Origin of the sequence: Variovorax sp. YR566 (assembly GCF_051992195.1) — a bacterium.
Taxonomy (GTDB): Bacteria; Pseudomonadota; Gammaproteobacteria; order Burkholderiales; family Burkholderiaceae_C; genus Variovorax.
Genome location: NZ_CP197092.1, coordinates 4,435,211 through 4,457,166 on the forward strand (window position 1 = coordinate 4,435,211; position 21,956 = coordinate 4,457,166).

General features: G+C 63.3%; 19 protein-coding genes and 1 tRNA gene. 10 read left to right on the forward strand and 10 right to left on the reverse strand.

From position 1 onward, the window contains the following. Positions 1–11 precede the first annotated feature (11 nt). The 6 genes from ACTG4X_RS20855 to alaS all read right to left on the reverse strand — a co-directional run bounded on the left by ACTG4X_RS20855 (position 12) and on the right by alaS (position 7,566). Complete coding sequence (locus tag ACTG4X_RS20855; protein ID WP_093073561.1) at positions 12–560, reverse strand: cupin domain-containing protein; 549 nt, start codon at positions 558–560, stop codon at positions 12–14. A 25-nt stretch (positions 561–585) separates the two neighbouring features. Then, positions 586–1,401, reverse strand: coding sequence for an SDR family oxidoreductase (locus ACTG4X_RS20860; RefSeq protein WP_093073559.1), 816 nt, complete (start codon positions 1,399–1,401; stop codon positions 586–588). Positions 1,402–1,423: 22 nt separating this feature from the next. Continuing rightward, positions 1,424–2,407: a Bug family tripartite tricarboxylate transporter substrate binding protein gene (locus ACTG4X_RS20865; RefSeq protein ID WP_093073557.1), complete on the reverse strand. Its 984-nt coding sequence runs from the start codon at positions 2,405–2,407 to the stop codon at positions 1,424–1,426. Between the two features lie 177 nt (positions 2,408–2,584). Beyond that, the gene (locus ACTG4X_RS20870) at positions 2,585–3,844 is read right to left on the reverse strand and encodes a D-amino acid dehydrogenase (protein ID WP_440531787.1); all 1,260 of its coding nucleotides are present in this window, start codon (positions 3,842–3,844) and stop codon (positions 2,585–2,587) included. A 53-nt stretch (positions 3,845–3,897) separates the two neighbouring features. Continuing rightward, a complete protein-coding gene (locus ACTG4X_RS20875) occupies positions 3,898–4,914 on the reverse strand; it encodes a 2-dehydropantoate 2-reductase (protein WP_097198963.1) in 1,017 nt (338 codons plus the stop codon). Positions 4,915–4,941: 27 nt separating this feature from the next. Then, positions 4,942–7,566, reverse strand: coding sequence for an alanine--tRNA ligase (gene alaS, locus ACTG4X_RS20880; RefSeq protein ID WP_440531788.1), 2,625 nt, complete (start codon positions 7,564–7,566; stop codon positions 4,942–4,944). A gap of 262 nt (positions 7,567–7,828) precedes the next feature. Here alaS and ACTG4X_RS20885 point away from each other — a divergent pair, with 262 nt between their 5' ends. Then, complete coding sequence (locus tag ACTG4X_RS20885; RefSeq protein WP_093073549.1) at positions 7,829–8,653, forward strand: ferritin-like domain-containing protein; 825 nt, start codon at positions 7,829–7,831, stop codon at positions 8,651–8,653. 239 nt (positions 8,654–8,892) lie between these two features. Here ACTG4X_RS20885 and ACTG4X_RS20890 read toward each other — a convergent pair whose 3' ends face one another. Continuing rightward, positions 8,893–9,408 (reverse strand): hypothetical protein, encoded by a 516-nt coding sequence (locus ACTG4X_RS20890; protein ID WP_440531789.1) that lies wholly within the window; start codon positions 9,406–9,408, stop codon positions 8,893–8,895. A gap of 274 nt (positions 9,409–9,682) precedes the next feature. Further along, on the reverse strand, positions 9,683–10,120 hold the full coding sequence (locus tag ACTG4X_RS20895) for a hypothetical protein (RefSeq protein WP_440531790.1): 438 nt from the start codon (positions 10,118–10,120) through the stop codon (positions 9,683–9,685). 88 nt (positions 10,121–10,208) lie between these two features. Between ACTG4X_RS20895 and ACTG4X_RS20900 the strand changes: the two genes are divergently transcribed. The 5 genes from ACTG4X_RS20900 (at position 10,209) to ACTG4X_RS20920 (ending at position 14,936) form a co-directional block, all read left to right on the forward strand. Then, positions 10,209–10,282: transfer RNA gene (locus ACTG4X_RS20900), tRNA-Gly, on the forward strand. Between the two features lie 75 nt (positions 10,283–10,357). Then, positions 10,358–12,067 carry a DUF6538 domain-containing protein gene (locus ACTG4X_RS20905; RefSeq protein ID WP_440531791.1) on the forward strand — a complete coding sequence of 570 codons (1,710 nt, stop codon included), beginning with the start codon at positions 10,358–10,360 and terminating at the stop codon, positions 12,065–12,067. A gap of 89 nt (positions 12,068–12,156) precedes the next feature. Continuing rightward, on the forward strand, positions 12,157–13,062 hold the full coding sequence (locus tag ACTG4X_RS20910; RefSeq protein ID WP_440531792.1) for a DUF2971 domain-containing protein: 906 nt from the start codon (positions 12,157–12,159) through the stop codon (positions 13,060–13,062). Positions 13,063–13,463: 401 nt separating this feature from the next. Next, a complete protein-coding gene (locus tag ACTG4X_RS20915) occupies positions 13,464–13,811 on the forward strand; it encodes a hypothetical protein (RefSeq protein WP_440531793.1) in 348 nt (115 codons plus the stop codon). A gap of 222 nt (positions 13,812–14,033) precedes the next feature. Continuing rightward, positions 14,034–14,936 carry a hypothetical protein gene (locus ACTG4X_RS20920; protein WP_440531794.1) on the forward strand — a complete coding sequence of 301 codons (903 nt, stop codon included), beginning with the start codon at positions 14,034–14,036 and terminating at the stop codon, positions 14,934–14,936. A 26-nt stretch (positions 14,937–14,962) separates the two neighbouring features. On the opposite strand, the gene ACTG4X_RS20925 is transcribed toward ACTG4X_RS20920, so the two are convergent. Together ACTG4X_RS20925 and ACTG4X_RS20930 are read right to left on the reverse strand one after the other, a co-directional pair. Further along, complete coding sequence (locus ACTG4X_RS20925; RefSeq protein ID WP_440531795.1) at positions 14,963–15,175, reverse strand: hypothetical protein; 213 nt, start codon at positions 15,173–15,175, stop codon at positions 14,963–14,965. Beyond that, positions 15,172–15,417: a hypothetical protein gene (locus ACTG4X_RS20930; RefSeq protein ID WP_440531796.1), complete on the reverse strand. Its 246-nt coding sequence runs from the start codon at positions 15,415–15,417 to the stop codon at positions 15,172–15,174. The genes ACTG4X_RS20925 and ACTG4X_RS20930 overlap by 4 nt, the downstream gene beginning before the upstream one ends. A 722-nt stretch (positions 15,418–16,139) precedes the next feature. On the opposite strand from ACTG4X_RS20930, the gene ACTG4X_RS20935 reads away from it, so the two are divergent. The 4 genes from ACTG4X_RS20935 to ACTG4X_RS20950 all read left to right on the forward strand — a co-directional run bounded on the left by ACTG4X_RS20935 (position 16,140) and on the right by ACTG4X_RS20950 (position 21,595). Continuing rightward, the gene (locus ACTG4X_RS20935; protein ID WP_440531797.1) at positions 16,140–18,743 is read left to right on the forward strand and encodes a hypothetical protein; all 2,604 of its coding nucleotides are present in this window, start codon (positions 16,140–16,142) and stop codon (positions 18,741–18,743) included. Continuing rightward, complete coding sequence (locus ACTG4X_RS20940) at positions 18,740–19,039, forward strand: hypothetical protein (RefSeq protein ID WP_440531798.1); 300 nt, start codon at positions 18,740–18,742, stop codon at positions 19,037–19,039. Before ACTG4X_RS20935 ends, ACTG4X_RS20940 begins: the two co-directional genes overlap by 4 nt. Before the next feature lie 9 nt (positions 19,040–19,048). Beyond that, positions 19,049–19,627, forward strand: a complete 579-nt coding sequence (locus ACTG4X_RS20945; RefSeq protein ID WP_440531799.1) for a virion core protein, T7 gp14 family — start codon at positions 19,049–19,051, stop codon at positions 19,625–19,627. An 804-nt stretch (positions 19,628–20,431) separates the two neighbouring features. Next, on the forward strand, positions 20,432–21,595 hold the full coding sequence (locus ACTG4X_RS20950) for a hypothetical protein (protein WP_440531800.1): 1,164 nt from the start codon (positions 20,432–20,434) through the stop codon (positions 21,593–21,595). Positions 21,596–21,956 lie beyond the last annotated feature (361 nt).

Here is a 21,956-nt window from a genome sequence, read left to right on the forward strand (position 1 = left end):
GGATTGTTCGCTCAGCGCTTGATCTTTGCGAGGGGGTGATCGGCCGGATACGTCGGCGTTACGGGCTTCTTCGCGCCGAGCATCACGCACATCAGCGCGTCTTCGTCGCCGATGTTGATCTCTTCGCGGTACACGCCGGGCGGCACCGAGATCAGGTCGCGGTCGGTCATGATGGTTTCGAAGCGCTCGCCGTCTTTCTCGATCACCACCTTGAGCTTGCCGCGGATCAGGAAGAACACTTCTTCCACGTCGGTGTGCAGGTGCGGCGGGCCTTCGTGGCCGGCCGGGATGACCATGGTCGAGAAGGTGAAGTGCTCGGCGGGCACGGTGTTGACGTCCTTAGCGACGCCGGTGCCACCAGTGCCCACGTAGCGCATCTGCGCGCGGCGGAACTTGGGGTCGAAGTCGGACTGGAACTTCAGCGCGTCCCAGTCGTACTTGCGGGTTTCGTAGCGCGCGATGCGGGTGTTCATCCACTCCGCGAGGCTGCTGCCTTCGGGCTGTGCCAGGCTGTTGGTGCCGGCTTCGTTGATCTTCTGCTGTTCGGACAGATCGCTCATCGGGTGTACTCCTTGGTCGGAAAAATCAGTGCATCGCGAAGCCGCCGTTGACGGCCAGCAACTGGCCCGTCACGAAGCGTGCGAGGCCGGAAAGCAGGAACAGGGTCGCGCCGCACACGTCGGCGGCTTGCTGCTCGCGGGGAATGGCGCGGCCTTCGAGGTACTTCTGGTGGCGCGCCATCGGCACGTATTCGGTGGCCTCGACCAGCGTGAGGCCGGGCGCGACGGCGTTGACGGTGATGTTGTCGCCGCCCCACTCGCGCGCCAGCGAGCGCGTCATGGAAATGACGGCGCCCTTGCTCGATGCGTAGGCCAGCAGGTTGGGCGCGCCCCACAGCGCCGTGTCGGACGCGAGGTTGACGATGGCGCCGCGGCCGCTTTCGGCCAGCGCGCTGCGGCAGGCGCGGCCCATGAGCCAGCTGCCGCGCACGTTGACGTTCATCACGCGGTCCCACATGTCGATTTCGAGCTGGTGCGCGTCGCGGCCGCCCGAATTGGTAATGGCGGCGTTGTTGACGAGGCCGTCGAGTCCACCGAGCAGGCGGATGGCTTCGTCGGCGCAGGCCACGATGGAGCCGGGGTTCGACAGGTCGACCGGCAATGCGTGGGCTGTGTGGCCCGCTTCGCGCAGCGCCTTCGCCTCGGTCTCGGCCAGTTCGCCCAGGATGTCTGCCAGCACCACGCTCGCACCTGCCGCGGCAATGCACTGCGCGAAGGCAAGGCCCAGGCCGCGCGCGCCGCCGGTCACGAGGACGCGGCGGCCGGCCAGCAGGTTGGCCGGCAGTTCGGCCAGCAGTGCCTGCAGGCTCGATGGATCGGGAATGGCTTTGAGTTCGGTCATGGGGATGCGGGCTTCAGTCGGTTCAGTCGGCCTGGATGCCGAGCTCCTTGATGACCTTGCCGAAGCGCGTGTAGTCGGCGGCGTTGGTCTTGCCGAGCACGTCGGCGTCGCCGCCCACGGGCGTGGTGCCGAGCACCGCCATGCGCGCAACGATCTCGGGCATCTTCAGGATTTCGTTGAAGTGGCCGTTGAGCGTCTTCACGATTTCGGGCGGCAGGTTGCGCGGGCCCCAGAGGCCGTTCCAGGCCGTCACTTCGACGTCCTTGTAGCCCTGCTCGGCCAGCGTCGGCACGTTGGGCGCGAGCGGCGAGCGCTGGGCCGAGGCCACGGCCAGCGGGCGCAGCTTGCCGTTGGCGAAGTACGGCGACACCGGGCCGAGCGTGATGAAGGTGACGGGCACATGGCCGCCGAGCACGTCGTTGACGGCAGGCGCCACGCCCTTGTACGGCACGTGCGCGAGGCTCGTGCCCGAGGCGCGGGCGAACATCTCGCCGAGGATGTGCATCGGCGAGCCGCTGCCCGGGCTCGCATAGCTCAGCGACTTGCCGCCCTTTGCTGCGGTCACGGCGTCCTTCAGCCCGGCGAAGCCGCTGCCGCCGCTGGCCACGAGGAACAGCGGCTGGCTGCCCGTCTGCACGATGGGCGTGAAGCCGTTCAACACGTCGTAGCCCGACGAGCCATTCGTCTTCAGCACCAGCTGCGCGATGGAGAAGGTGCTGGGCGCGAGCAGCAGCGTGTAGCCGTCGGGCGCGGCCTTCGACACGTAGGCGCTGCCGATGATGCCGCTGGCGCCGGGGCGGTTGTCGACCACCACGGGCTGGCCGACGCGCGTCGAGAGCTTTTCGGCGAAGAGCCGCGCCAGCGCGTCGGTGTCGCCACCGGCCGGATAGGCAACGACCAACGTGATCGGCTTGCTCGGGTAGCTGTCTGCCCAGGCGAGTCCGGTGGCGCAAGCGGCGGCCAGGGAAATGGCAGCGGCGATGGCATGGCGGCGTGTCTGTTTCATCGGGTCCGTGTGATCGTGGTTTTGTTTCACTAAAGAAACAACGATTTATTAATGGAACGCCGTGAGAATACCGAGGAAGACAACTTCGTGACTAAGTAGAAACCCTGATTTTTGTGACTCAACGAAAACAGGGCGGCCTTTTCGGGCCGCCCTGCGGGGGTGGGAGCGTCGGGCTCTTCAGCCGCCGTAGCGCGCCACGGTGAGGCCTTCCATGTCGATCTCGGGCGCCTTGCCCGCAATCAGGTCGGCCATCACGCGGCCGGTGCCTGCCGCCATGGTCCAGCCGAGGGTGCCGTGGCCGGTGCTGAGCATCAGGTTGGGAATGCGGGTGGCGCCGATCACGGGCGTGCCGTCGGGCGTCATCGGGCGCAGGCCGGTCCAGAAGGAGGCGTCGCGCACGTCGCCGCCCTTGGGGAACAGATCGGTCACGACGTGCTCGAGCGTGTCGCGACGGCGCTTGTTGAGCTGCAGGTCGAAGCCCGAGAGCTGGGCGGTGCCACCCACGCGGATGCGATCGCCGAGACGCGTGACCGCCACCTTGAAGGTCTCGTCCATCACGGTCGATTCGGGTGCGCCGCCAGCGTCGGTGATGGGCACGGTGATCGAGAAGCCCTTGACCGGATACACCGGCAGCCGAATGCCCAGCGGCTTGACCAGCGCGGGCGAATAGCTGCCCAGCGCAACCACGTAGCGCTCTGCGGTGAAGCTGCCGGCATCGGTGCGCACAGCCGTCACTCCCTTGGCTGCATCGTGTTCGATGGCCTGGATGTTGATGCCGAACCTGAACTTGACGCCCCCGGCTTCCGCCAGCTTGGCCAGCGCCTGCGTGAACTTGAAGCAGTCGCCAGTCTCGTCACCGGGCAGGCGCAGGCCACCGACGAATTTGTCTTTCACGGCCGCGAGCGCGGGCTCGTACTGCACGCAGCCTTCGCGGTCGAGCACCTGGTACGGCACGCCGGAAGCCTTGAGCACTTCGACATCCTTCGAGGTGCCGTCGAGCTGCTGCTGCGTGCGAAAAAGCTGCAGCGTGCCCTGCATGCGTTCGTCGTAGGCGATGCCGGTGTCGGCGCGCAGTGCCTTCAGGCAGTCGCGGCTGTATTCGGCGAGCCGCACCATGCGGCCCTTGTTGATCTCGTAGCGCGCCTGCGTGCAGTTGCGCAGCATCGACAGGCCCCAGCGCCACATGGCCGGATCGAGCATGGGCTTGATGACCAGCGGGCTGTGCTGCATGAGCATCCACTTGATGGCCTTGACCGGCACGCCGGGCCCGGCCCACGGCGCCGAGTAGCCGGGCGAGACTTCGCCCGCGTTGCCGAAGCTGGTTTCGAGCGCTGGCGCCGGCTGGCGCTCCAGCACCGTCACCTCGTGCCCGGCGCGCGCCAGGTAATACGCCACCGAGGTGCCGATGACACCGCTGCCGAGAATCAAGACCTGCATGAGAACAACCCTTTGAAAGCTGCTGCAACGCAGCCGAGGGTACAGGCTAAGCGCTACAGGCCGAGAGCATCCTGCAATTGCCGTGCCGTCCAGCGCTTGGGCTGTTGCGGCCAGGCATCGAGCAGCGCGACCATGCGCGCGTTGCGCGGTGCGCTCAGGCCGTGCTCCTGCGCGAGGCGCACGACCTCGCCGCTGAGCGAATCGATCTCGGTGCGGCGGCCGAGCGCGAGGTCGTCGGCCATGCTGGAGCGCGCCTTGGCATCGATGCGCAGCATGCGTCCCGCGATGATGCGGAACAGCCAGTCGGGCAGGCGCAGCAGGCTGACCAGCCGATGCGCCGGAACGGCAGCCACCTGCGCCGGCGCAATGCCCGCAACGTTGAGGATGCCCAGCGCTTCCTCGATCAGCGACGCGAAGCAGCGGCGGTAGCCGCGCAGCATCAGCTCTTCGCGCAGGGGCAGGCCCGAGAGCGCGTTGACGGGGTTGTTGAGGTTGAGCATCAGCTTACCCCACTGCACGGGCAGCAGGTCGGCATGCAGGTCGAGCGGCACGCCGGCGCGCTCGAACACGGGCAGCCACGGGCGCAGCGCCGCGTCGTCTTCCGCGGCCAGCCGGCCGGGAGTGCCGCGATGGAAGGCGCCAGGGCCGATCTCGGCCACGTTGTAGGGCACCATGCCGGCGCGCACATTGAGCGAAGGGCCGGTCTGCGATGCGGCCGCGCAATTGGAAATACCGTTCTGCAGCGAGACCACCGTGGTGCCCGCGGGCAACGCGAAAGCCAACTCGCCCGCCGCCGCAGCCGTGGCGCCGCTCTTCACGCACAGGAGCACCAGCGAAGGCCGTGCACCGGCGGGGACCTGCTCGCTCAATCGCAGCTTTTCAGCGGACAGCTTGCGCGTTGCGCCGTCCATGTCGGTGAGCGTCAGGCCGTGCTTGGCGAGCTTTTCGAGCACGCGCGGACGGCCGACGAAAGTAACGGGCACACCGGCCGCCGCGAGGCTGCCGCCTATGAAGCACCCGATGGTGCCCGCCCCCATCACAAGCACTTCACCGGGGGTAGCGTCGGGCATGAAGTGCTTGTTCCTGATGCGTGTCTGTCAGGCGCGTTCCGCGACCCAGGCCTGCACCGATTGCAGCGCGGCCGGAAGGCCCGCCGCATTGGTGCCGCCGGCCATGGCCATGTCGGCCTTGCCGCCGCCCTTGCCGCCGACCTGCTGGGCCACGAAGTTGACCAGCTCGCCGGCCTTGACCTTGCCCACGCTGTCGGCCGTGACGCCGGCTGCGATCTGCACCTTGTCGCCGTCGACTGCGGCCAGCACGATGGCGGCGGTCTTGAGCTTGTCCTTCAGTTTGTCCATGGTGTCGCGCAGCGTCTTGGCGTCGGCGCCGTCGAGCTTGGCGGCCAGCACCTTGATGCCCTTGACGTCCACGGCCTGCGACACGAGTTCGTCGCCCTTGGACGATGCGAGCTTGCCCTTGAGCGCCCCCACTTCGCGCTCGAGCGCCCTCACCTGTTCCAGCACCTGCGTGAGCCGGCCCTGCAGCTCGGCGGCCGGCGACTTGAGCGTGGCGGCCACGCTGTGCACGGTCGATTCGAGGTCCTGCAGGTACGACAGCGCATTGGCGCCCGTGACGGCTTCGATACGGCGCACACCAGCGGCCACGCCGCCTTCGCTGACGATCTTGAAGAGGCCGATGTCGCCCGTGCGGCCCACGTGGGTGCCGCCACACAGTTCGCGGCTGGTGCCGATGTCGAGCACGCGCACAGTCTCGCCGTACTTCTCGCCGAACAGCATCATCGCGCCGGTCTTCTGGGCCGACTCCATGTCCATCACGCGGGCGTGCGTCTCGGAGTTGGCGAGGATCTCGGCGTTGACGCGCTTCTCGATCTCGAGGATCTGCGCGTGCGTGACGGGTGCGTTGTGCGCGAAGTCGAAGCGCGTCTTGTCGGCGTCGACCAGCGAGCCCTTCTGCTGCACGTGATCGCCCAGCACTTCGCGCAGGGCCTTGTGCATCAGGTGGGTGACCGAGTGGTTGCGCATGGTGGCGGCGCGGCGGACGGTGTCGACCGCGGCCTTGACCGTGTCGCCGACCTTGAGCGTGCCCTGCGTCTGCGTGCCGTGATGGCCGAACACGTCGGCCTTGATCTTCTGTGTGTCTTCCACGCCGAACTGCACGCCTTCGGCAACGAGCACGCCCTGGTCGCCGACCTGGCCGCCGCTCTCCGAATAGAAAGGCGTGGTGTCGAGCACGACGATGCCGGGCTGGCCCTCCTTCAGCTCTTGAACAGCCGCGCCTTCGAAGTACAGCGCGACGACCTTGGCGCTTTCCTCCAGGTGGTCGTAGCCGGTGAAGGTGTTGCCCGCGCCGGCGTATTCGACATTGCGGTCCATCTTGAACTTGCCGGCAGCACGGCCCGCGGCCTTCTGCTTTTCCATGGCGGCGTTGAAGCCCGCCTCGTCGACGCTCACGCCGCGCTCGCGGCATACGTCGGCCGACAGGTCGAGCGGAAAGCCGTAGGTGTCGTGCAGCTTGAAGGCCACTTCGCCCGGCAGCACCTTGGCGTCGCCGGCCAGTGCCGCATCGAGGATTTCCATGCCGTTGGCCAGCGTTTCGAAGAAGCGTTCTTCCTCGGCCTTCAGCGTGTCGGTGATGCGCTTTTCGTCGGCCACGAGCTTCGGATAGGCGTCGCCCATGAGCTTCACGAGGTCGGGCACGAGCTTATGGAAGAAGGGCTTCTTCTGGCCCAGCTTGTAGCCGTGGCGAATGGCGCGACGGATGATGCGGCGCTGCACATAGCCGCGGCCTTCGTTCGACGGGATCACGCCATCGGCCACCAGGAACGAGGTGGCGCGGATGTGGTCGGCGATCACCTTGAGCGAGTTGTTGGCCAGGTCTTGCGTGCCGGTTTCGCGGCCAGCGGCCTTGATGAGCGCGTCGAAGATGTCGATTTCGTAGTTGCTGTGCACGTGCTGCAGGATCGCGGCCAGGCGCTCCAGGCCCATGCCGGTGTCGACGCAGGGTGCGGGCAGTTTCTTGACCGAGCCGTCGGGCTGCATGTCGAACTGCATGAACACGTTGTTCCAGATCTCGATGTAGCGGTCGCCGTCTTCGTCGGGGCTGCCGGGCGGGCCGCCGGGAATCTCGGGGCCGTGGTCGTAGAAGATTTCGGAGCACGGGCCGCAGGGGCCCGTGTCGGCCATCATCCAGAAGTTGTCGGACATGTAGCGTCCGCCCTTGTTGTCGCCGATGCGCACGACGCGTTCGGGCGGCAGGCCGATTTCCTTGGTCCAGATGTCGTAGGCCTCGTCGTCCTCGATGTAGACCGTGGCCCAGAGCTTCTCAGCCGGCAGCTTGTAGACCTTGGTCAGCAGCTCGAAGGCCCAGGTGAGCGATTCGCGCTTGAAGTAGTCGCCGAAGCTCCAGTTGCCCAGCATCTCGAAGAAGGTGTGGTGGCGCGCGGTGTAGCCCACGTTCTCGAGGTCGTTGTGCTTGCCGCCGGCGCGCAGGCAGGCCTGGACCGAGGCTGCACGCACGTAGTTGCGCTTGTCTTCGCCGAGGAACACGTCCTTGAACTGGACCATGCCCGAGTTGGTGAACATGAGCGTCGGGTCGTTGCCCGGCACCAGCGAACTCGAGGCCACGACGGTGTGGCCCTTGGAGGCGAAGAAATCGAGAAAGGTCTTGCGGATGTCCGCGACCGTGAATGTGGGCTGGCTCATCTTTGGATTCGTCTTCTGTCGAGGGCGGCGCGGCGATGGCGACCCTCTTGTCGAACCCACTGCGGCGAACCGGCCTAACTGCTTGATTTGCTTGAACAAACGATTATAGGTTTGGCCATGGCGCCCGCGCCCGGATCGGGCCGCACCGGGAAAACTGCACGATCCGGACTCCGCGGCTAATATGTGACTTGGCGCAAAAAACGAGAACCAAATACGGTCTGCGCCATCCGTACTTGTACGGACAAAAGATCAAGGAGTTCGCATGGCAAGCCAAGAGGCGGAACAACACTGGCAGATCGAAGACCTGGATTTCTCGCGCATCGCGCTCGACAAGGTACGCCCGGACGAGAACCTCTTCTACCTGGTGACGTCCGCCTCCTTCATAGAGAGCGGCTCCGACCTCTACACGCAGAACCTGGTCGACTTCTTCCGGGGCGACGACGAAGTCACCGACTGGCTGTCGAACCACTGGGAGCAGGAAGAACTGCAGCACGGCAAGGCCCTGCGCGCCTACGTTCGCCATGTGTGGCCCGAGTTCGAATGGGACACCGCCTACCAGGGCTTCCTTGAGGAATACGCGACCTACTGCAAGGTAGAGCTGCTGGCGCCGACCCGCGCCCTCGAAATGACCGCCCGCTGCGTGGTCGAGACCGGCACCGCCACCTACTACCGCGCCATGGCCCGCAGCACCAACGAGCCCGTGCTGCAAGACCTGGCCACCCGCATCGCGACCGACGAGGTCAACCACTACAAGCATTTCTACCGCTTCTTCCGCCGCTATCGCGAGCAGGAAAAGCTGAGCCGCTTTCGCGTGATGGGCACCATCGGCCGCCGCACGCTCGAACTCAAGAGCGAGGACGCCGACTGCGCGATCCGACATGTGGTGAAGGCGCGCTCGCCCGGCCGCGCCAGCGACACGGCCTACGTGGAGCGGCTGAGCGCGGACATGAACAGCACCATCCGCACGAACCTGAGCCCCGGCAACACGCTCAAGATGCTGATGCGGCCGCTGGAGCTCCCGGCGAAGGTGCAGGCGGTGATCCAGTACCCGATCAGGCAGTTCATGCAGCACGTGTTCCTGCGCTGAGGGAAGGCTGGATAGATAGATGTGCGGGTTGCCGGCGCCGCACAAAAAAAACCCAGCACAGGGCTGGGTTGAACCTCTTGAGTGCTGTCACGCACAGAGAACTCGCACTTCGAAGCGAGTCCGCAAAATCTAGGGCCTCATGCCCCGGCGCCTTGTCGGACAGGACCGACACTTCAGATCGATGGATCTGATCAGGTGAGCGCCAGCGGTCTGCCAACCGCACAAAACTGCCAAATAGTTCACGTTTTAATAAGTGTCCTACGGCGACTGCCTGTTTCCGGCTGACACCGGCGTCCGGGGCGACCACAGACCATACCGATGCTGTCACGCAACAGGGCCGCATAAAAGAAGAGCTCTCTGTCAGTGCTTAGAGCCGGCCCACCAGGGTCACTCGAACCCGCTTCGGCGGGTATTTTTTTGGCGCGACGCCGCACAGACCGAACCCACGCCCGGCCCCCCGCTGCTTTCAGTTCGCCGAGGTCAGCCCCGGCTTGCGGGTTCCGTCCAGCGAATACAAGCTGCGGCCGGTCTTCCGCTGTGCCTTCCGCCACAAGCCCATGCGCCACCGCCTGCGGCTGGCGATAGAGCTCGTTCTCGAGGCGCCTGACGCGTTCGGCATACATCCGGGCCAGGGCGCTGTGATGCTCTGCCGCCGCCTGATGCTCGATGCGCGCCATTTGCGCCTCTTCAAGAAGTGCCGCCGCGCGCCGGAGGTACGCGGTGTGATTCGGGCGAAACAAGAAGTCGAACGTCATTTCACGCTCCTTTCCGCAAGGGTGCGGTGGAATCATGTTCCTCCGCGCCCGCCTTCAAGTCTGTCGGCGCGCGCCTACCCTCGGGCTACCCATTTTTCCCTTGACTTGCCCATACCACACGGCCATGACACGTTGTTCCTTCTTGACGGGGACAACGTTGTGGAAACTGTGTGCGCATCGCTCGAAAGCCTTGCCTGGCGTGGCCTGCAACGCGATGCCTGCGAAAGAGGCAGTGCCCGAAAAAAATTTCTGAGCGCCGCCGACTGCTGCCGGACTACCCCATATCCGACCGCTTGCAATTGAAGACCGTGCCCGGATCGACCGCCCGCAGCACCGGCACCTTGCCCACGAACGTCACCCCGGCACTTATCAGACGCCACTCCCCCGCCTTGAACAGCTTGAAGAGGTTCGTGACTTCATCGCCTGCCGCGGGAATGGCATTGAAGACGTAGACCGGCTCGCCGCCCTGGGTCTCGTCCATGCTCAGCAACTCGGCCCGCATCTTGCCCATGGTGTCCGCGTCTTTGGTCCTCTGGCGCACGATGTCCATGTTGACGGTACGAGAGTGCTCGTCGATCGAGATCCTGCGGATCCAGGGCGCCGGCCCTGCGCTGTTGTGAGCTGGCACGCATGCGATCGTTCCGGCTGCGGCCGAGCTTGCTGCCGCGGCGAAGAACAAATGAAGGGCGAGGTGAGTGGGCTTGAGTTTCATGCTCGGTTGAGGCTCCTGGGTCGAAGGACATGCATCTATACTCCCGCCTGTCGTCGCTCGCAGACATGCAGTCGGCGACTTGCCAGATGCGGGTGTAGTTCAATGGTAGAACGGCAGCTTCCCAAGCTTCATACGAGGGTTCGATTCCCTTCACCCGCTCCAACATCTGTCGAGTGAAAACGCAATTTCCCAGCAAGGCTGTGGACTATTGCTGTGTACCGGATGCGTACCACGTTCATGATTCGAACCGTGGAAAAAAACGTGTCACTACCTACCGGAGTCGCCAAGCGCGGCTCGAACTATCACCTCCAGATCAAGGTTCCGACCCGGCTCAAGCCAGTCATCAAACGCGACTTCTGGATCCGCACCTCGCTTGGGACCGGCGACAAGTCAACCGCTGCCGCCCTTGCCCACAGGCACTGGGCAGAGGCGACTGCCGCCTTTGCGACCGCAGAGGCCCGCCTAAAGCCCCGCGAAGTCGTCCCGTTGACGCCCGCAATCTCGGCGTATGTCATTGCCGAAGCAAAGCGTGAGGCTCCTTTATTTGATGACGCTCTGCGTTTCTCTCCGGGCGTCCTTTCGGAATGGCTGCGGGCGGTTGAGCCGCATCCGATCCGATTCCTGACAAGCCCTGGGGACGGACCGCTGCCCGAGCCCGAATACATGATGCCAAGCGAGGACGGCTACCTTACACCTGCTCAGGTTCAACGACTCCGAACCATCGCGCAGCTAAGTATCGAGGACCTTGGCCGCTCGGTCTCCATCGGACGGCTTGACCCCGCCAAGAAGTTCGCCGAGAACGCGTGTGCGTCCCTCGGCGTAGTCGTGGACTGGAATACGCCAGTGGCGCGGCCAACCCTGGTGTCCGTGTTGCGGGAGATGCTGACCTCTTGGCTTGGCGTGGCTGGGCGCAATGACGGCAACCCGACCGAGACGCCCCCCGCGCCCGAATCGCCTCTGAAGGCTCCCTCACTTCAGAAAGCCCCCAAAGGAAAGACGCTTCAGGAAGTGTTCGATGCTTGGAAAACAGGCAAGAAGCCGGATGCGGTTGGTAAGACCAAGCGAGCCGTGGCCCTGGTGGAGGCTTCAGGCGTTACTGGGAACCTCCGCGACCTGACGCGGCAAGATGGCCTTACCTTCCGCGACCACATCAACACAGCCATGACGGGCACCAGCGGCAAGACGCGTTCGGATGTGCTGGCGAGCGTGCAGGCACTGCTGAACTATGCCGTCAAGGAAAAGGGCTGGATTGAGGCCAACCCTTGGGCTGGGACTGCCATTCCCAAAGGCCGCGCCCAGAAGCGCGAGACCTGGGACAACGACGCACTGGAGATCCTCCTCACAGCCCCCCTTACACATGACCGCCGTGTTGATGTAGCAGCGCAATACTGGCTCCCGCTGCTGGCGCTCATGAGCGGCGCCCGACAGGCTGAACTTTGTCAACTACGCGTCGCGGATGTGATTCGGAGGGACGGTGTTTGGCTACTCGACATCAACGAGAACGACGAGGGAAAAAGCGTCAAGAGCGCAGCGGGAGAACGATGGGTCGCCGTGCACCAAAAGCTTATTGACCTCGGCTTCGTTGAGCATGTTGACCGCATGCGTCAAGCTGGCGAGTCGCTTGTTTTTCCAGGCATCCTGACATCCGAAAGCCGCGCCGCCTCCGTCTACGTGTCTGATTGGTTCCGCACCCGATGCACTGCGCTCGGCCTGTATCAACGATACCGCGACTTTCACGCACTCCGCACGACCGTAGGGACAGCGCTACGGGCCGTTGATCCGCCGCTCGGAGAGGCCCTGATAACGGCCACCATGGGACACGAAGCGGGCAACGTCGGGGCAGCGAACTATCACCGGCCAGCCCCCAAGACTCTGAGGCGCGTTATCGCCCATCTCGACTTCCCTTCCGTCCTTTCGCTGCCGCGCGTCTATCCAGCGTCGCCGTAGGGCGCTCTACACGTTGCTGAACATCGGCAACTACTCGTTTGCAATGGTAAAAGCACGCATCCACCACCGGTCAGTATGGGACCCATCACATGAGCGCTTCACAAGCAAGTACCCCACTGGCGCCAATCGTAGATCGCATTTATGGAACGCAGCCGACTACGCGGCTTTTTCACTATGCGACCCTTGCCAATGTCAAGAACATCATCACGGGAAAAGCACTGTGGGCCAGCGACATCCGCTACATGTCCGACGCATCCGAACTTGGAAGTACGGCCAAACTCATTCAGGGCGTGTCTGCAAACCTCGTACACGCTGGTCTTGTTCATGATACGGAGGTGCTGCATCAGTTTGCAGTGTGGGTCGGCGACCGACTCACGAACGGCCACGCACTATTTGCCGCGTGCTTCAGCGAACGGGGCAATCTACTGAGCCAATGGAGAGGCTACTGCCCAACAGGCAACGGGTATAGCCTCGGATTCGAGCCGAAGGCACTGGCTGAGGCCGCTGAGTATCAGGGCTTTTCGCTCGTGAAATGTATCTATGACCGTGATGAGCAGGTGAAGCTCCTCAGGGAAGTTGTCATAGCGGTAGTTGCATACACACGGGCTTTTGGGGAGGCCGGGGCGTCAGAGCGCCACCCAGATAATCGCTTCTATCCAGCCTTCGAGGCGCTGGAATTCGATCTGCTGAAGGTGGCTGCAGCACTAAAGCACGGTGCGTTTTTCGAGGAACAGGAATGGAGGGTCGTGTCTAACGTAGTGACGCGTACAGACCTCCCTGAAATCGGCTATAGACCCGGCGCGTCGATGCTGATCCCCTACGTGGAATTTCGGCTTCCCACGGCGACGAATGGAAAGCTACAGCTTCCACAGGTGTTCGTTGGGCCAACGCCGCACCCCAATCTCGCAATCAATTCCATGACGAACTTTCTAAGTTCGCAGGTTGAAGACACGAGAGAAGTATGGAGCGCCGACATACCGTACCGAACTTGGTAAGCGCGGCCACATTGATCAACAAAGCAGCACTGCCTCCTCACAAGTCCCCCGAGACCCATCCGCCGCACTCTGGCGCTCAGGAGGATTACCGGGCCTACTCTTGCGGCTCCGCAGCCCGCTTAATCCTCTCGCGGACCCATGCGGCTCCCCCAAGCCGCTTGCACTTCTCCCACTCCGCATCGGTCATCCGAATGGGACGCGACTTCATCAGTTCACCGGCTGCATCAATGGGCTTGCGGCCCTGTCCACGGTCATTAGGAGGTCTTGAGTTCATCGCATCATTCTAAAGAATACAGAGGAATAAATGTTGATTTTGCATCTGCAAAAACACTTGCAAACGGGTTGATTTCGCACATACACTATCAACTCCAGAAACCCTCATTGAATGATTGGACTAGTCGATGCTGAACGCCTTCACCCCCGACCAGCAAAGCCAGATTGAAGCTCTTCGAGCCGCTATCGCTCGCCGCATCCAGCGCACCGTGACCCTCGATTTCGGCGAAGACGACCACGGCGGCCTCTGGGCCGCTCTAGGCGTCGAAACGCTACCGTACGGAAGCTGGGGGCAGCCTGGAATGCTGGTCTCCATCCTGGCAGGCGCGGGGATCGATGGCGAGGCCGCAGTGGTGGCAGCAGACTTCAGCACCATCGCCAACGGCGTGAGCATGCAAGAGGCTGCCAAGGCGGCCACGTTTGCGGGCGTCCGCGCGTACCGCGAAAAGGCGTGCGGCGCTTTGCGCAGGCACTGAGCCACGTACGGCCCGCGACGGCCACGGTTACCACAGAGCCCTCGGAGGTCCCATGGATCACCGGGGCTTTGTTGTATTTGCACTGCACTGTGGGGACACAGGTCCGATGCGTCAAACGCCCCTCTGCGCTCGGGAAAGCGGCGTAGCAACCATCGGATTCCGGATTTGGCCTTTCAACGGCGCGCCCAGACACTGGCTGCCTTGTCACGAAACCCCAAATCCATGGCCCTTTACATGCGCCCGGAGTCAAGCCTCTGGTACTACGAATTCCGCATTGCTGGTCGGCGCTACCGTGGAAGCACGCGGACCACTGACAAGGCGGTAGCGCAGGCCTACGAAGCCGGGCAACGGGACAAAATCACACAGGATGCCAAACAGGAAGCGGCAAAAGCGAAGGACGCGGTACAGGCCCTGCGTCTGTGGGACGTAGCTCAGCACTGGCTCACGGATTCAGAATCGCGGTTGCAAGATCACAAGGGAAACCTTGGCCGTGTGCGGAAACTGTTCGGGCGCGAGATGCACTTGATCGGCGAGACCTGGGCGGAAGTGGATAGCCAGCGCTATGGTCTGAGCCGCGACACACAAGTCCGCGACGTGACCCCGAACCTCATGGCCGACCTTGCCGCAGCGCGGAACGGCGAAGGCGCGAGCAAGGGCACTATAGAGCGCGAAATCTCATTGGTTAGGGTACTGGTGGCCCACGCGCCTCTGCTACTCCCCAAGCCCGTCGAGAGCGTCCCGCTGTCATCGCTGGAATTGGTCATCAAGGGGCGCCGTTCACTGAAGAAACTGGCGGAGCTTGCAAGGCCACGTGGTAGCAGGCGAACTCCTGCGGAACGCCGCGAGCTATGGCGGGACGTTGGCGTTGCACTTCTTCAAGGCCGTGCTCCACGGCCGACTGATCGAGCCTTCAATGAGTGGTGCCGAGTGGCGGGCTTTGATCTGGACAAACGAACGCGCGAGGCCGCCATGTGGCTTGCACAGAACTGGGACACGACTGAGCACCTCTCGCCAGGGGTTTGGCATCCGGTCACGCTGCGCAGTCGAACAAACGTGCACAGAGAGATGGCTGGGTCTGTGGAGGAAGGGGTACGGGGTTCTCTTCAGGTATCTAACGTCGCCTAGGAGGCTTAGAGATGCTGTGAGAGGCATCAGGTGTTCTGACCTGCTGCGACCCGATTGCTAACCTCAGGATCGGCAGGCGCAGTCTCGTAGCTCTTGACGGCTTCCGCCATCGCCACATTCGCAAGTTGCCAGCAGTCCTCGCCTTTGACCCCAAGCCGGCGAGCTTCCATCCAGACCGTGACCCAGACGGCCCGCGCCTGCTCTGTCGCGTCAGAAACAGGTGGGACCGTTTCGCTCATGGGAACAGCTTGCCTAGTGCGCTGAACAAGGCGGCCCCGGCACCCATGAGGCCGGTGCCAATAAACAGGGGATACAGAATCTCCCGTGTCACCTTTACAGCTTCCGCTCGCAGCTTGTTGCCCTCAGCATTCAGCTTGTCTGCCTCGGCTTGGAGCTTGCGACGTTCATCGCCGTACTTCTCGGCTTCCATCATCAGCTTGGCAATTTCCGCGTCAACGCGGCGAGCGGTCTGAGTGTCCATGGGCGAAATGGTAGCGGGTTTGGGTGCCCGAATAAACCGACACAAGGTGACGACCGCGACGCCACTTGGCTAGTTTGCAGACGGCCACCATGAACTCAACGACGGATAGGCCCTTGACCCTCTCGCGAGTAAATCGACTGAGAGTGAGACCCTAGCAAGCTGTTGAATTTCTGCGCCCGAAGCCGACAAGGGCGCTCACCTTGGAGTCTCCGGAGTTCCTTGGCGGCTGCGTGGCTGGTCCTCAGGACCATTGGTCAAGCAAGCAGACATCACCGAGGGCTGAGCCCCGCGCGTGCGAAGCAACGGCCCATTGTGTGCTTCCCTTTTTGTTCATTACAAAGCTGGCCCCCGGCTGGCACATCTCATGTCCCAACACATTGACCAGTCCCCCGCTGCCAAGCAATGCAGGGGCTCATGCGGTGGGGTCCTTCCCGCCTCATCGTTCTACCGTCGTGGCGCAGCAGAGCCTACCTATCGGCCCATCTGCAAAGCCTGCTGGAAGCTGCTGAATGCTGCGGCCCACATGCGTCGCCAAGAGCAGCGCCAGCGCCGCAAGGCCCTGCCAAGCCTCTCGAAGGCCTCCACGCGCCCCGCGTGACCCCTGCGCCTCCGGGCGCTTTTTCTCGTTCATTACTGTTGGCCCGCCCGGAATTCGGCGCGGGCTTTTTCACGCCCCCACCAGTCGCGGCCTCCTCGCGGACCCGCTAACCCCGAAAGAACCCATGAGCGGACAACAAGCACGCCAGTTCACCAACACCCAAAGATTCGGTCAGCCCGAAGTGAGCGCCGCTGCCACCGTACGGACCAACCAGACCGACGCAATCGCAGCACAGGTCCAAGGACAAGGCTCAGCCCTCGGTGCCATGGGCTCGGCCCTCTCGGGGTTCTTCGGAACCGCCGCGAAAACCGCGCGGGAGATCGGCGAGATCGAGCATCGTGAGCAGCTTGTGGAGATCGACCGCCAGAACAAGGCCCGCGCGGACCAGGCCCTCGCTGACAAGGCCATGGAGCGTGAGCGCGACCCAGAACTGAACAAGTTCCAAGCCTACAAGGGTGCGTACGACACGGCTGTGGCCGACTCCACGGCCAACAAGCTGACCCAGGACCTCGCGGTGAAGCTGCGGGACCTGCCGAATGACGGGAGCGTGGACCCTCGCGCAGCCGCGACGGAGTTCCTGAAGTCCGAGATCGGTCCTGGCACGGGTGACCCCGCCATCGACGGGCGCATGGTCTGGGCTGCGAAGCAGAAGGCCGACGTCATGGTGGCGCAGAAGGCCGAGCAGATCGCCCAGACGGTCGAGTCCAACATCGCGCAGACGATCACGAACGACGTGACCGGCAAGATGCTTTTGCAGAAGGGTGTGACCACTGGGCAGACCGATGCTTGGCACGGCCAGTTCCTGGCGCTCACCAAAGGCAACATCCAGGCCGCCGACAAGAAGTTCGAGAACGCCCTGGGTAGCGCCATCCAGAACGACGGACACGCAATGTCGGCCCTGGCGGCCCTGCGGGAGTCGGGCTACGCCCAGCGAAACCCGGACAGCTACCTGCGCCTGAGCGAGAAGGCGTTCCATCAGACCAACAAGATCAAGTCGTTCAAGGCAGGCGAAGAAGTCCAGTCCCTGAACGGCCAGTACACCGCCACCGCTGCGGAGTACCACAACGCCGGCCTCATCATGCCGACCCAGACGTTCCTGGAGTTCGTGAACCGCGCCAAGATCATCGACAGCAACCATGGCGTCGGCCAAGGCGCATTCCCATGGATGACCTCTGGGGCCTTCCGCGAGAACATCAAGAAGCAGGCCGAGGTCAACACGATTCTGAACACCCTGAACGGTCTTCAGTCCACCGGAGACCTGCGTCAGTCTGTGAACGAAACCGGTGCCGAGATCGGCACGGAGATCAAGAAGAACTATGTGCCCGCATCGGCCCAATGGATCTCTCAGAACCCCAACCGCTTTCCCAACCTCAACCGGACCATGACCTCTCGTGGCCTCCCTCAGCCCCTGGCTGACGTGGAGTCCGCTCGGGAATACGGCCGGATGCTTTCGTCCCCTAAGGAGCAGAGCGCGTTCGCGTACAGCGTAGACGACACGACCAAGGGCATCATCTCGTCGGGCCTCATGGGCTCCGACGTGAACGAGACCATCAAGGCCGTGACGCTGCTCAACGAGGTCGCCAACGGCCCCAACGCAGACCTGATGCTCAAAGGCTTGATCGGCGACAAGGAACAGGCCCGGTTCGACGTGATCCGCCGCATGACCGCTGGCGGGACTCGGGACATTGAGACCGCCGTCCGGGCCACTGTGTCCGACAAGGACGTGGAGAAAGAGATGGCGAGCGAGCAGGAGTCGGGGGTCATCAAGTTCTCCAAGCTCCTGCGAGACCCTGAGCGCAAGGAGACCGACATCGACAACGACATCCAGTTGCGTGCCGGTGAACGCCTGAAGGAACGCATTGGCCGCGACGACTGGTTCGGCGAGCTGAACGTGAACATCTCGGGCGCGGCCTTGAAGTCGCTGAACATGAGCATTGCGGATCACCTACGTGAACAGGCCCGAACCCTGAAGGGCGGATCGAAGCCTGACCTGAACGCCGCCATCGACTGGGCCACCAAGAAGACCTTTCAGTCCTTCGTGCCCCTGCCCGTCCAGGGCAACACGATGTCGCTGGTCAAGGACCCGTACGGTGGCCGTGGTCGCTCCCCGGATCAAGAGATCGCAAGCTACAACGGCGTCAAGGTGTACTCCGGTGCCCGCATGAACGTCGGGGGCAAGGAGGAGGACCCGCTGGAGACCTTCATGAAGATCGACCGCAAGGCGCTTCACGAGGCGCTACCCACGTTCCTTGGGGGTAAACACGCACCTCAGAACTGGGAGCGATTCACGCTCCTTGGTACTCTCGGCCCCGACACGGACCCCGGGTCCGCTGAGTCCATCTACCTGCTCCCCCCGGATGCCAAGAGCGGCCTGCACCCCGTCATGAAGCCGGGGGGCGAACCTCTGATGTTCCAGCTCGGCCAGCAGGCGACGTTCCGCAACGCCGATGGGAAGGCCGAGACCCTGACGATCCCCACAGATCGCAAGGAGGCTTCGGTCTTCCTGGCGCAACGTCTGCCCAAGGGCTTCTTCCCACTCGAAGGTGCTGGAGGTTACTTCCGTGTGCAGTACGGCTACCGCCTGCGCAACACCGAGGAATCCATCTTGCAAGACCTGAGCAACGCCCGAGCAGACGCCAAGGCAAACATCGAGAGCCCAACGCGCCCCGTGCAGTTTGAGCCCGCCCCTATCCGCCGTGAGCGCTGGAAGGCACTGGAGAAGAAATGAAAGCAGCGCGTAATTTCGTGCCCATCAACTCTATTGAAATTCCTGACATGAACTTTTTCGACATCACTGACCTGCCTCACATCGTTGCGTTGAGAAAGAGGCTGGACTGCGCAAGAACGGCCCTCGCGCTACCCGAACGACATGCGCGGCGCGAGCCGCTCTGCCCACGCGCGGTAGACGCGTATGACGTCGCGTCACGCGAATACTTCACCGCCGTAGATGAGACCCGAGAGGGTCTGCGCAAGATTGAAGCATCCATTGCGGCGGCCTACACCGTGGGCAACGCAGCCTCATGACGTACCGCCATGTGTGAACCCAGCACCATCGTCATGCTCGGCATGGCAGTTGCCGGAGCCGTGGCGCAGAACCAGACTTCCAACGCCGCTGTCATGAATCAGGCCGAGGTCGCGAACCGCAACACGGCCGAAGACTATCGCGTAGCCCAACAGCAGGACCGCAACGCCGCTGCTCAAGCATTCGAGCAGCAGACCGACCGCATGCGCCAAACGTCCCGCCAGCTCTCCATGGCCCGCGTGGTCGCCGCGCAAGGCGGAGGCTCCCTGGCCGCAAACGCCATCAACATCTCAGCCGCAGCGGACGAGGACTTCTCGCGTGTCGATGCGGGCCTGAGCAATCAGAAGTCCACGGTGCGGGATCAGGTGGCCGCGCTCCACGCTGGAAATCAAGATGCCGTTCTGAGTGCAAACACCGCCCTCAAGGGCAACCAGATTAAGTTCTTCTCCGATGTTGGTAACGCTGCGGCGACCGCCTACGTGACCTCGTCCAACCGAGCTTCACAGAAGAAGACGGCCCAGAACTACGCGGCCGACTACGACCTCAAGCGCAACAAGCCTCTTGAGGCCAACTTCGAGAAGGATTGGTAATGGCAGAACAACGTGAGCAGAGCTTCCGCAGGGATGCGTCATCTATGCACAACGAGATAGCCGAGCACCCCCTGTCCAATCCCGACACCCGCGCCGTGTTCGTCACTGGCGCCCACGTCATCCTCCAGCAACTGTTGACTCGCAAGGGAAATAGCTTGTCAGACGAACTGCTGCAAGCGCATCGCGACGCCATCCGCGCCAGCGCAGAAGTGATGCGTGGTGCTCACCCAGTCGGCCGCGTCTCCGTGAACCTGCCTTGCGGTGCGGGCAAGACGACCAGCATCACCGCCATCGTCTCCATGCTGCATCGCTTGAACCTGCTGGGCAGTGTGTCCGTCGCCGTGTGCTGTGCGAGCGTCGAAGGCTTGGCCGATGTCCACCGGAACCTAGAGAACGCCGGGGTCCCCTCGAACCTCATAGGCCTCTCGCACTCACTGAAGCACGACCCCGAGAACCTGGACCCACTTGCGCAGTTGCCGGGACACGCAAGCATGCCGAACGAACCGAAGGCCGCCGAACGTCCCGTGATCCTGATGACCCAGCAGCGCCTGCGGGGGAAGCATCGAGACGACTTCCTGACGTACATGGGATTCGAGCGCGACCTGGTTCTATGGGACGAGGCATGCATCGTGTCCAGCGCCGCTGTCGTGCCGTGGTACGACTTCACAGAGGCCCGGGGTGGCATCCACGAGCTGCTGCAAGACGTTGCACCGAGCGGCCCTGCCCTGCACTTCCTGGACTTCGCCCTAGTACGGCTGAAGGAGGAGTCTGCAGGCGCAAGAGACGGGTGCGTCCCCGACGGCCGTGGTTCTGACGGGCCACGATCTGGAAGCCGTCGGCGCCGATCTGGATGCCCTGGCCGCTCATGCGCGAACGACTCTGCGCAAAGACATCACCGGTCACGTCGAGACGCTGAAGAACTTCCTGGCGATGGCGGCGAACGACATCCGCATCCTGTTCCACGGCAAGGGAGAAGGAACTGCCCAGGCCATCATCAGCTACACGCTGGACGTGCCGCCGTACCTGAAGCGACTTGTGGTCTTCGATGGGTCCGCCACGGTGTCTGCGCTGTCCCTGCTCGACAAGGGCATACAGCCCCTGGGCATCCCCGAGGACCTGAAGGACTACAGCCGTGTCACGACGAAGTTGGCGAAGCTCGGCAGCGGCCACAAGACCCTGAAGGACGACATGGGTCCTCGGGGTCCTAGGCGCTACGCGGCGATGGCTGTGGAGGCCATACGAGCCCACATGAACGAGCATTCGTTGATCGTGTGCCACAAGCGCAAGGACGCCGCGAATGCCATCGACTTTCCCAAGGAGTTCCGGGAGGCCTTGGAAGCCGCTGGGCTGCGTCCAAACGAGCCTCTGTCCATCCGGCAACCAGACGGCTCGACCGTCACGCGCCCGCGTGTTGAGGTGATTACCTGGGGCCGGCACAAGGCCGTGAACCACTACGTGCACTGCACGAACGTGGTGCTACTAGGCGTCCAGCATCTGGCCGAGCGAGACCTCAGGGCGATGGCGGCGGCGCAGGCCGGCGATGTGACCTACACGCTGAAGCACACGGAGATGCTGGATGCGCTGGCGAGCGTCTGTGCTGGCGACATCTTCCAGGCACTGGCACGAGGGAGGATGCGGCTCATCGTGAACGAGCGCGAAGCCCCTGCGATGACGGCCTGGTTGTCCATGGATGCCAGGTCCAATTTCCGCACGCATCTGGACAAGGTGACCCCTGGGATGCGCTGGGAGGACTGGCACCCGGAAGGGACGCCGGGACCTGCCAGGAAGACCCAGGCAGCGCAAGCGGCGGCCGAGAGGCTTAGGTTGTCCAAGGAGATCGCCGTGTCCTCCCGGAGGCTCTGGGCAGACCTGGAGTATTCGGAGGATGTGAAGAAGGACGCGAAGCCACTGATTCTCGCCCTCGCCCCTGACTGGAAGGCGACCGCAAGAGGCTGGGCACGGGCATGACTTAACGGGGGTCGTCGGTCTGCTGGTTCTCTTTAATAGATAGCCCCCGTTAACTGAGGCAGTGATCTACATGCCGATTCGGGCCGAGAAGCCCAGGGTCACGAGCATCCGGCCCGAATGGCATGCATTCCTTGGGTGATGCCTCTTTGAGATTCATCATCGAGGTCTATCTCTGCTGTACCTCAGTCGCTGCGCTCCTTCGCCCTGCTGGCGCAGACGACCTTGGGCTAGACCAAAAAGTGGAAGCGGTCTCATCACCTTGGGATGCATGGCGCCTCGCGCCGCTATGTCAGCGCCCCTTGAAGCATCGGCGCCGGTCGCCATGACCACGCGACACGAGTTTGGCTGGCGTGGCCTCAGG

Coding starts and splice junctions, on each gene's coding strand:
- ACTG4X_RS20855 (WP_093073561.1), bottom strand. CDS start 560: ATGAGCGATCTGTCCGAACAGCAGAAGATCAACGAAGCCGGCACCAAC.
- ACTG4X_RS20860 (WP_093073559.1), bottom strand. CDS start 1,401: ATGACCGAACTCAAAGCCATTCCCGATCCATCGAGCCTGCAGGCACTG.
- ACTG4X_RS20865 (WP_093073557.1), bottom strand. CDS start 2,407: ATGAAACAGACACGCCGCCATGCCATCGCCGCTGCCATTTCCCTGGCC.
- ACTG4X_RS20870 (WP_440531787.1), bottom strand. CDS start 3,844: ATGCAGGTCTTGATTCTCGGCAGCGGTGTCATCGGCACCTCGGTGGCG.
- ACTG4X_RS20875 (WP_097198963.1), bottom strand. CDS start 4,914: ATGCCCGACGCTACCCCCGGTGAAGTGCTTGTGATGGGGGCGGGCACC.
- alaS (WP_440531788.1), bottom strand. CDS start 7,566: ATGAGCCAGCCCACATTCACGGTCGCGGACATCCGCAAGACCTTTCTC.
- ACTG4X_RS20885 (WP_093073549.1), top strand. CDS start 7,829: ATGGCAAGCCAAGAGGCGGAACAACACTGGCAGATCGAAGACCTGGAT.
- ACTG4X_RS20890 (WP_440531789.1), bottom strand. CDS start 9,408: ATGACGTTCGACTTCTTGTTTCGCCCGAATCACACCGCGTACCTCCGG.
- ACTG4X_RS20895 (WP_440531790.1), bottom strand. CDS start 10,120: ATGAAACTCAAGCCCACTCACCTCGCCCTTCATTTGTTCTTCGCCGCG.
- ACTG4X_RS20905 (WP_440531791.1), top strand. CDS start 10,358: ATGATTCGAACCGTGGAAAAAAACGTGTCACTACCTACCGGAGTCGCC.
- ACTG4X_RS20910 (WP_440531792.1), top strand. CDS start 12,157: ATGAGCGCTTCACAAGCAAGTACCCCACTGGCGCCAATCGTAGATCGC.
- ACTG4X_RS20915 (WP_440531793.1), top strand. CDS start 13,464: ATGCTGAACGCCTTCACCCCCGACCAGCAAAGCCAGATTGAAGCTCTT.
- ACTG4X_RS20920 (WP_440531794.1), top strand. CDS start 14,034: ATGGCCCTTTACATGCGCCCGGAGTCAAGCCTCTGGTACTACGAATTC.
- ACTG4X_RS20925 (WP_440531795.1), bottom strand. CDS start 15,175: ATGAGCGAAACGGTCCCACCTGTTTCTGACGCGACAGAGCAGGCGCGG.
- ACTG4X_RS20930 (WP_440531796.1), bottom strand. CDS start 15,417: ATGGACACTCAGACCGCTCGCCGCGTTGACGCGGAAATTGCCAAGCTG.
- ACTG4X_RS20935 (WP_440531797.1), top strand. CDS start 16,140: ATGAGCGGACAACAAGCACGCCAGTTCACCAACACCCAAAGATTCGGT.
- ACTG4X_RS20940 (WP_440531798.1), top strand. CDS start 18,740: ATGAAAGCAGCGCGTAATTTCGTGCCCATCAACTCTATTGAAATTCCT.
- ACTG4X_RS20945 (WP_440531799.1), top strand. CDS start 19,049: ATGTGTGAACCCAGCACCATCGTCATGCTCGGCATGGCAGTTGCCGGA.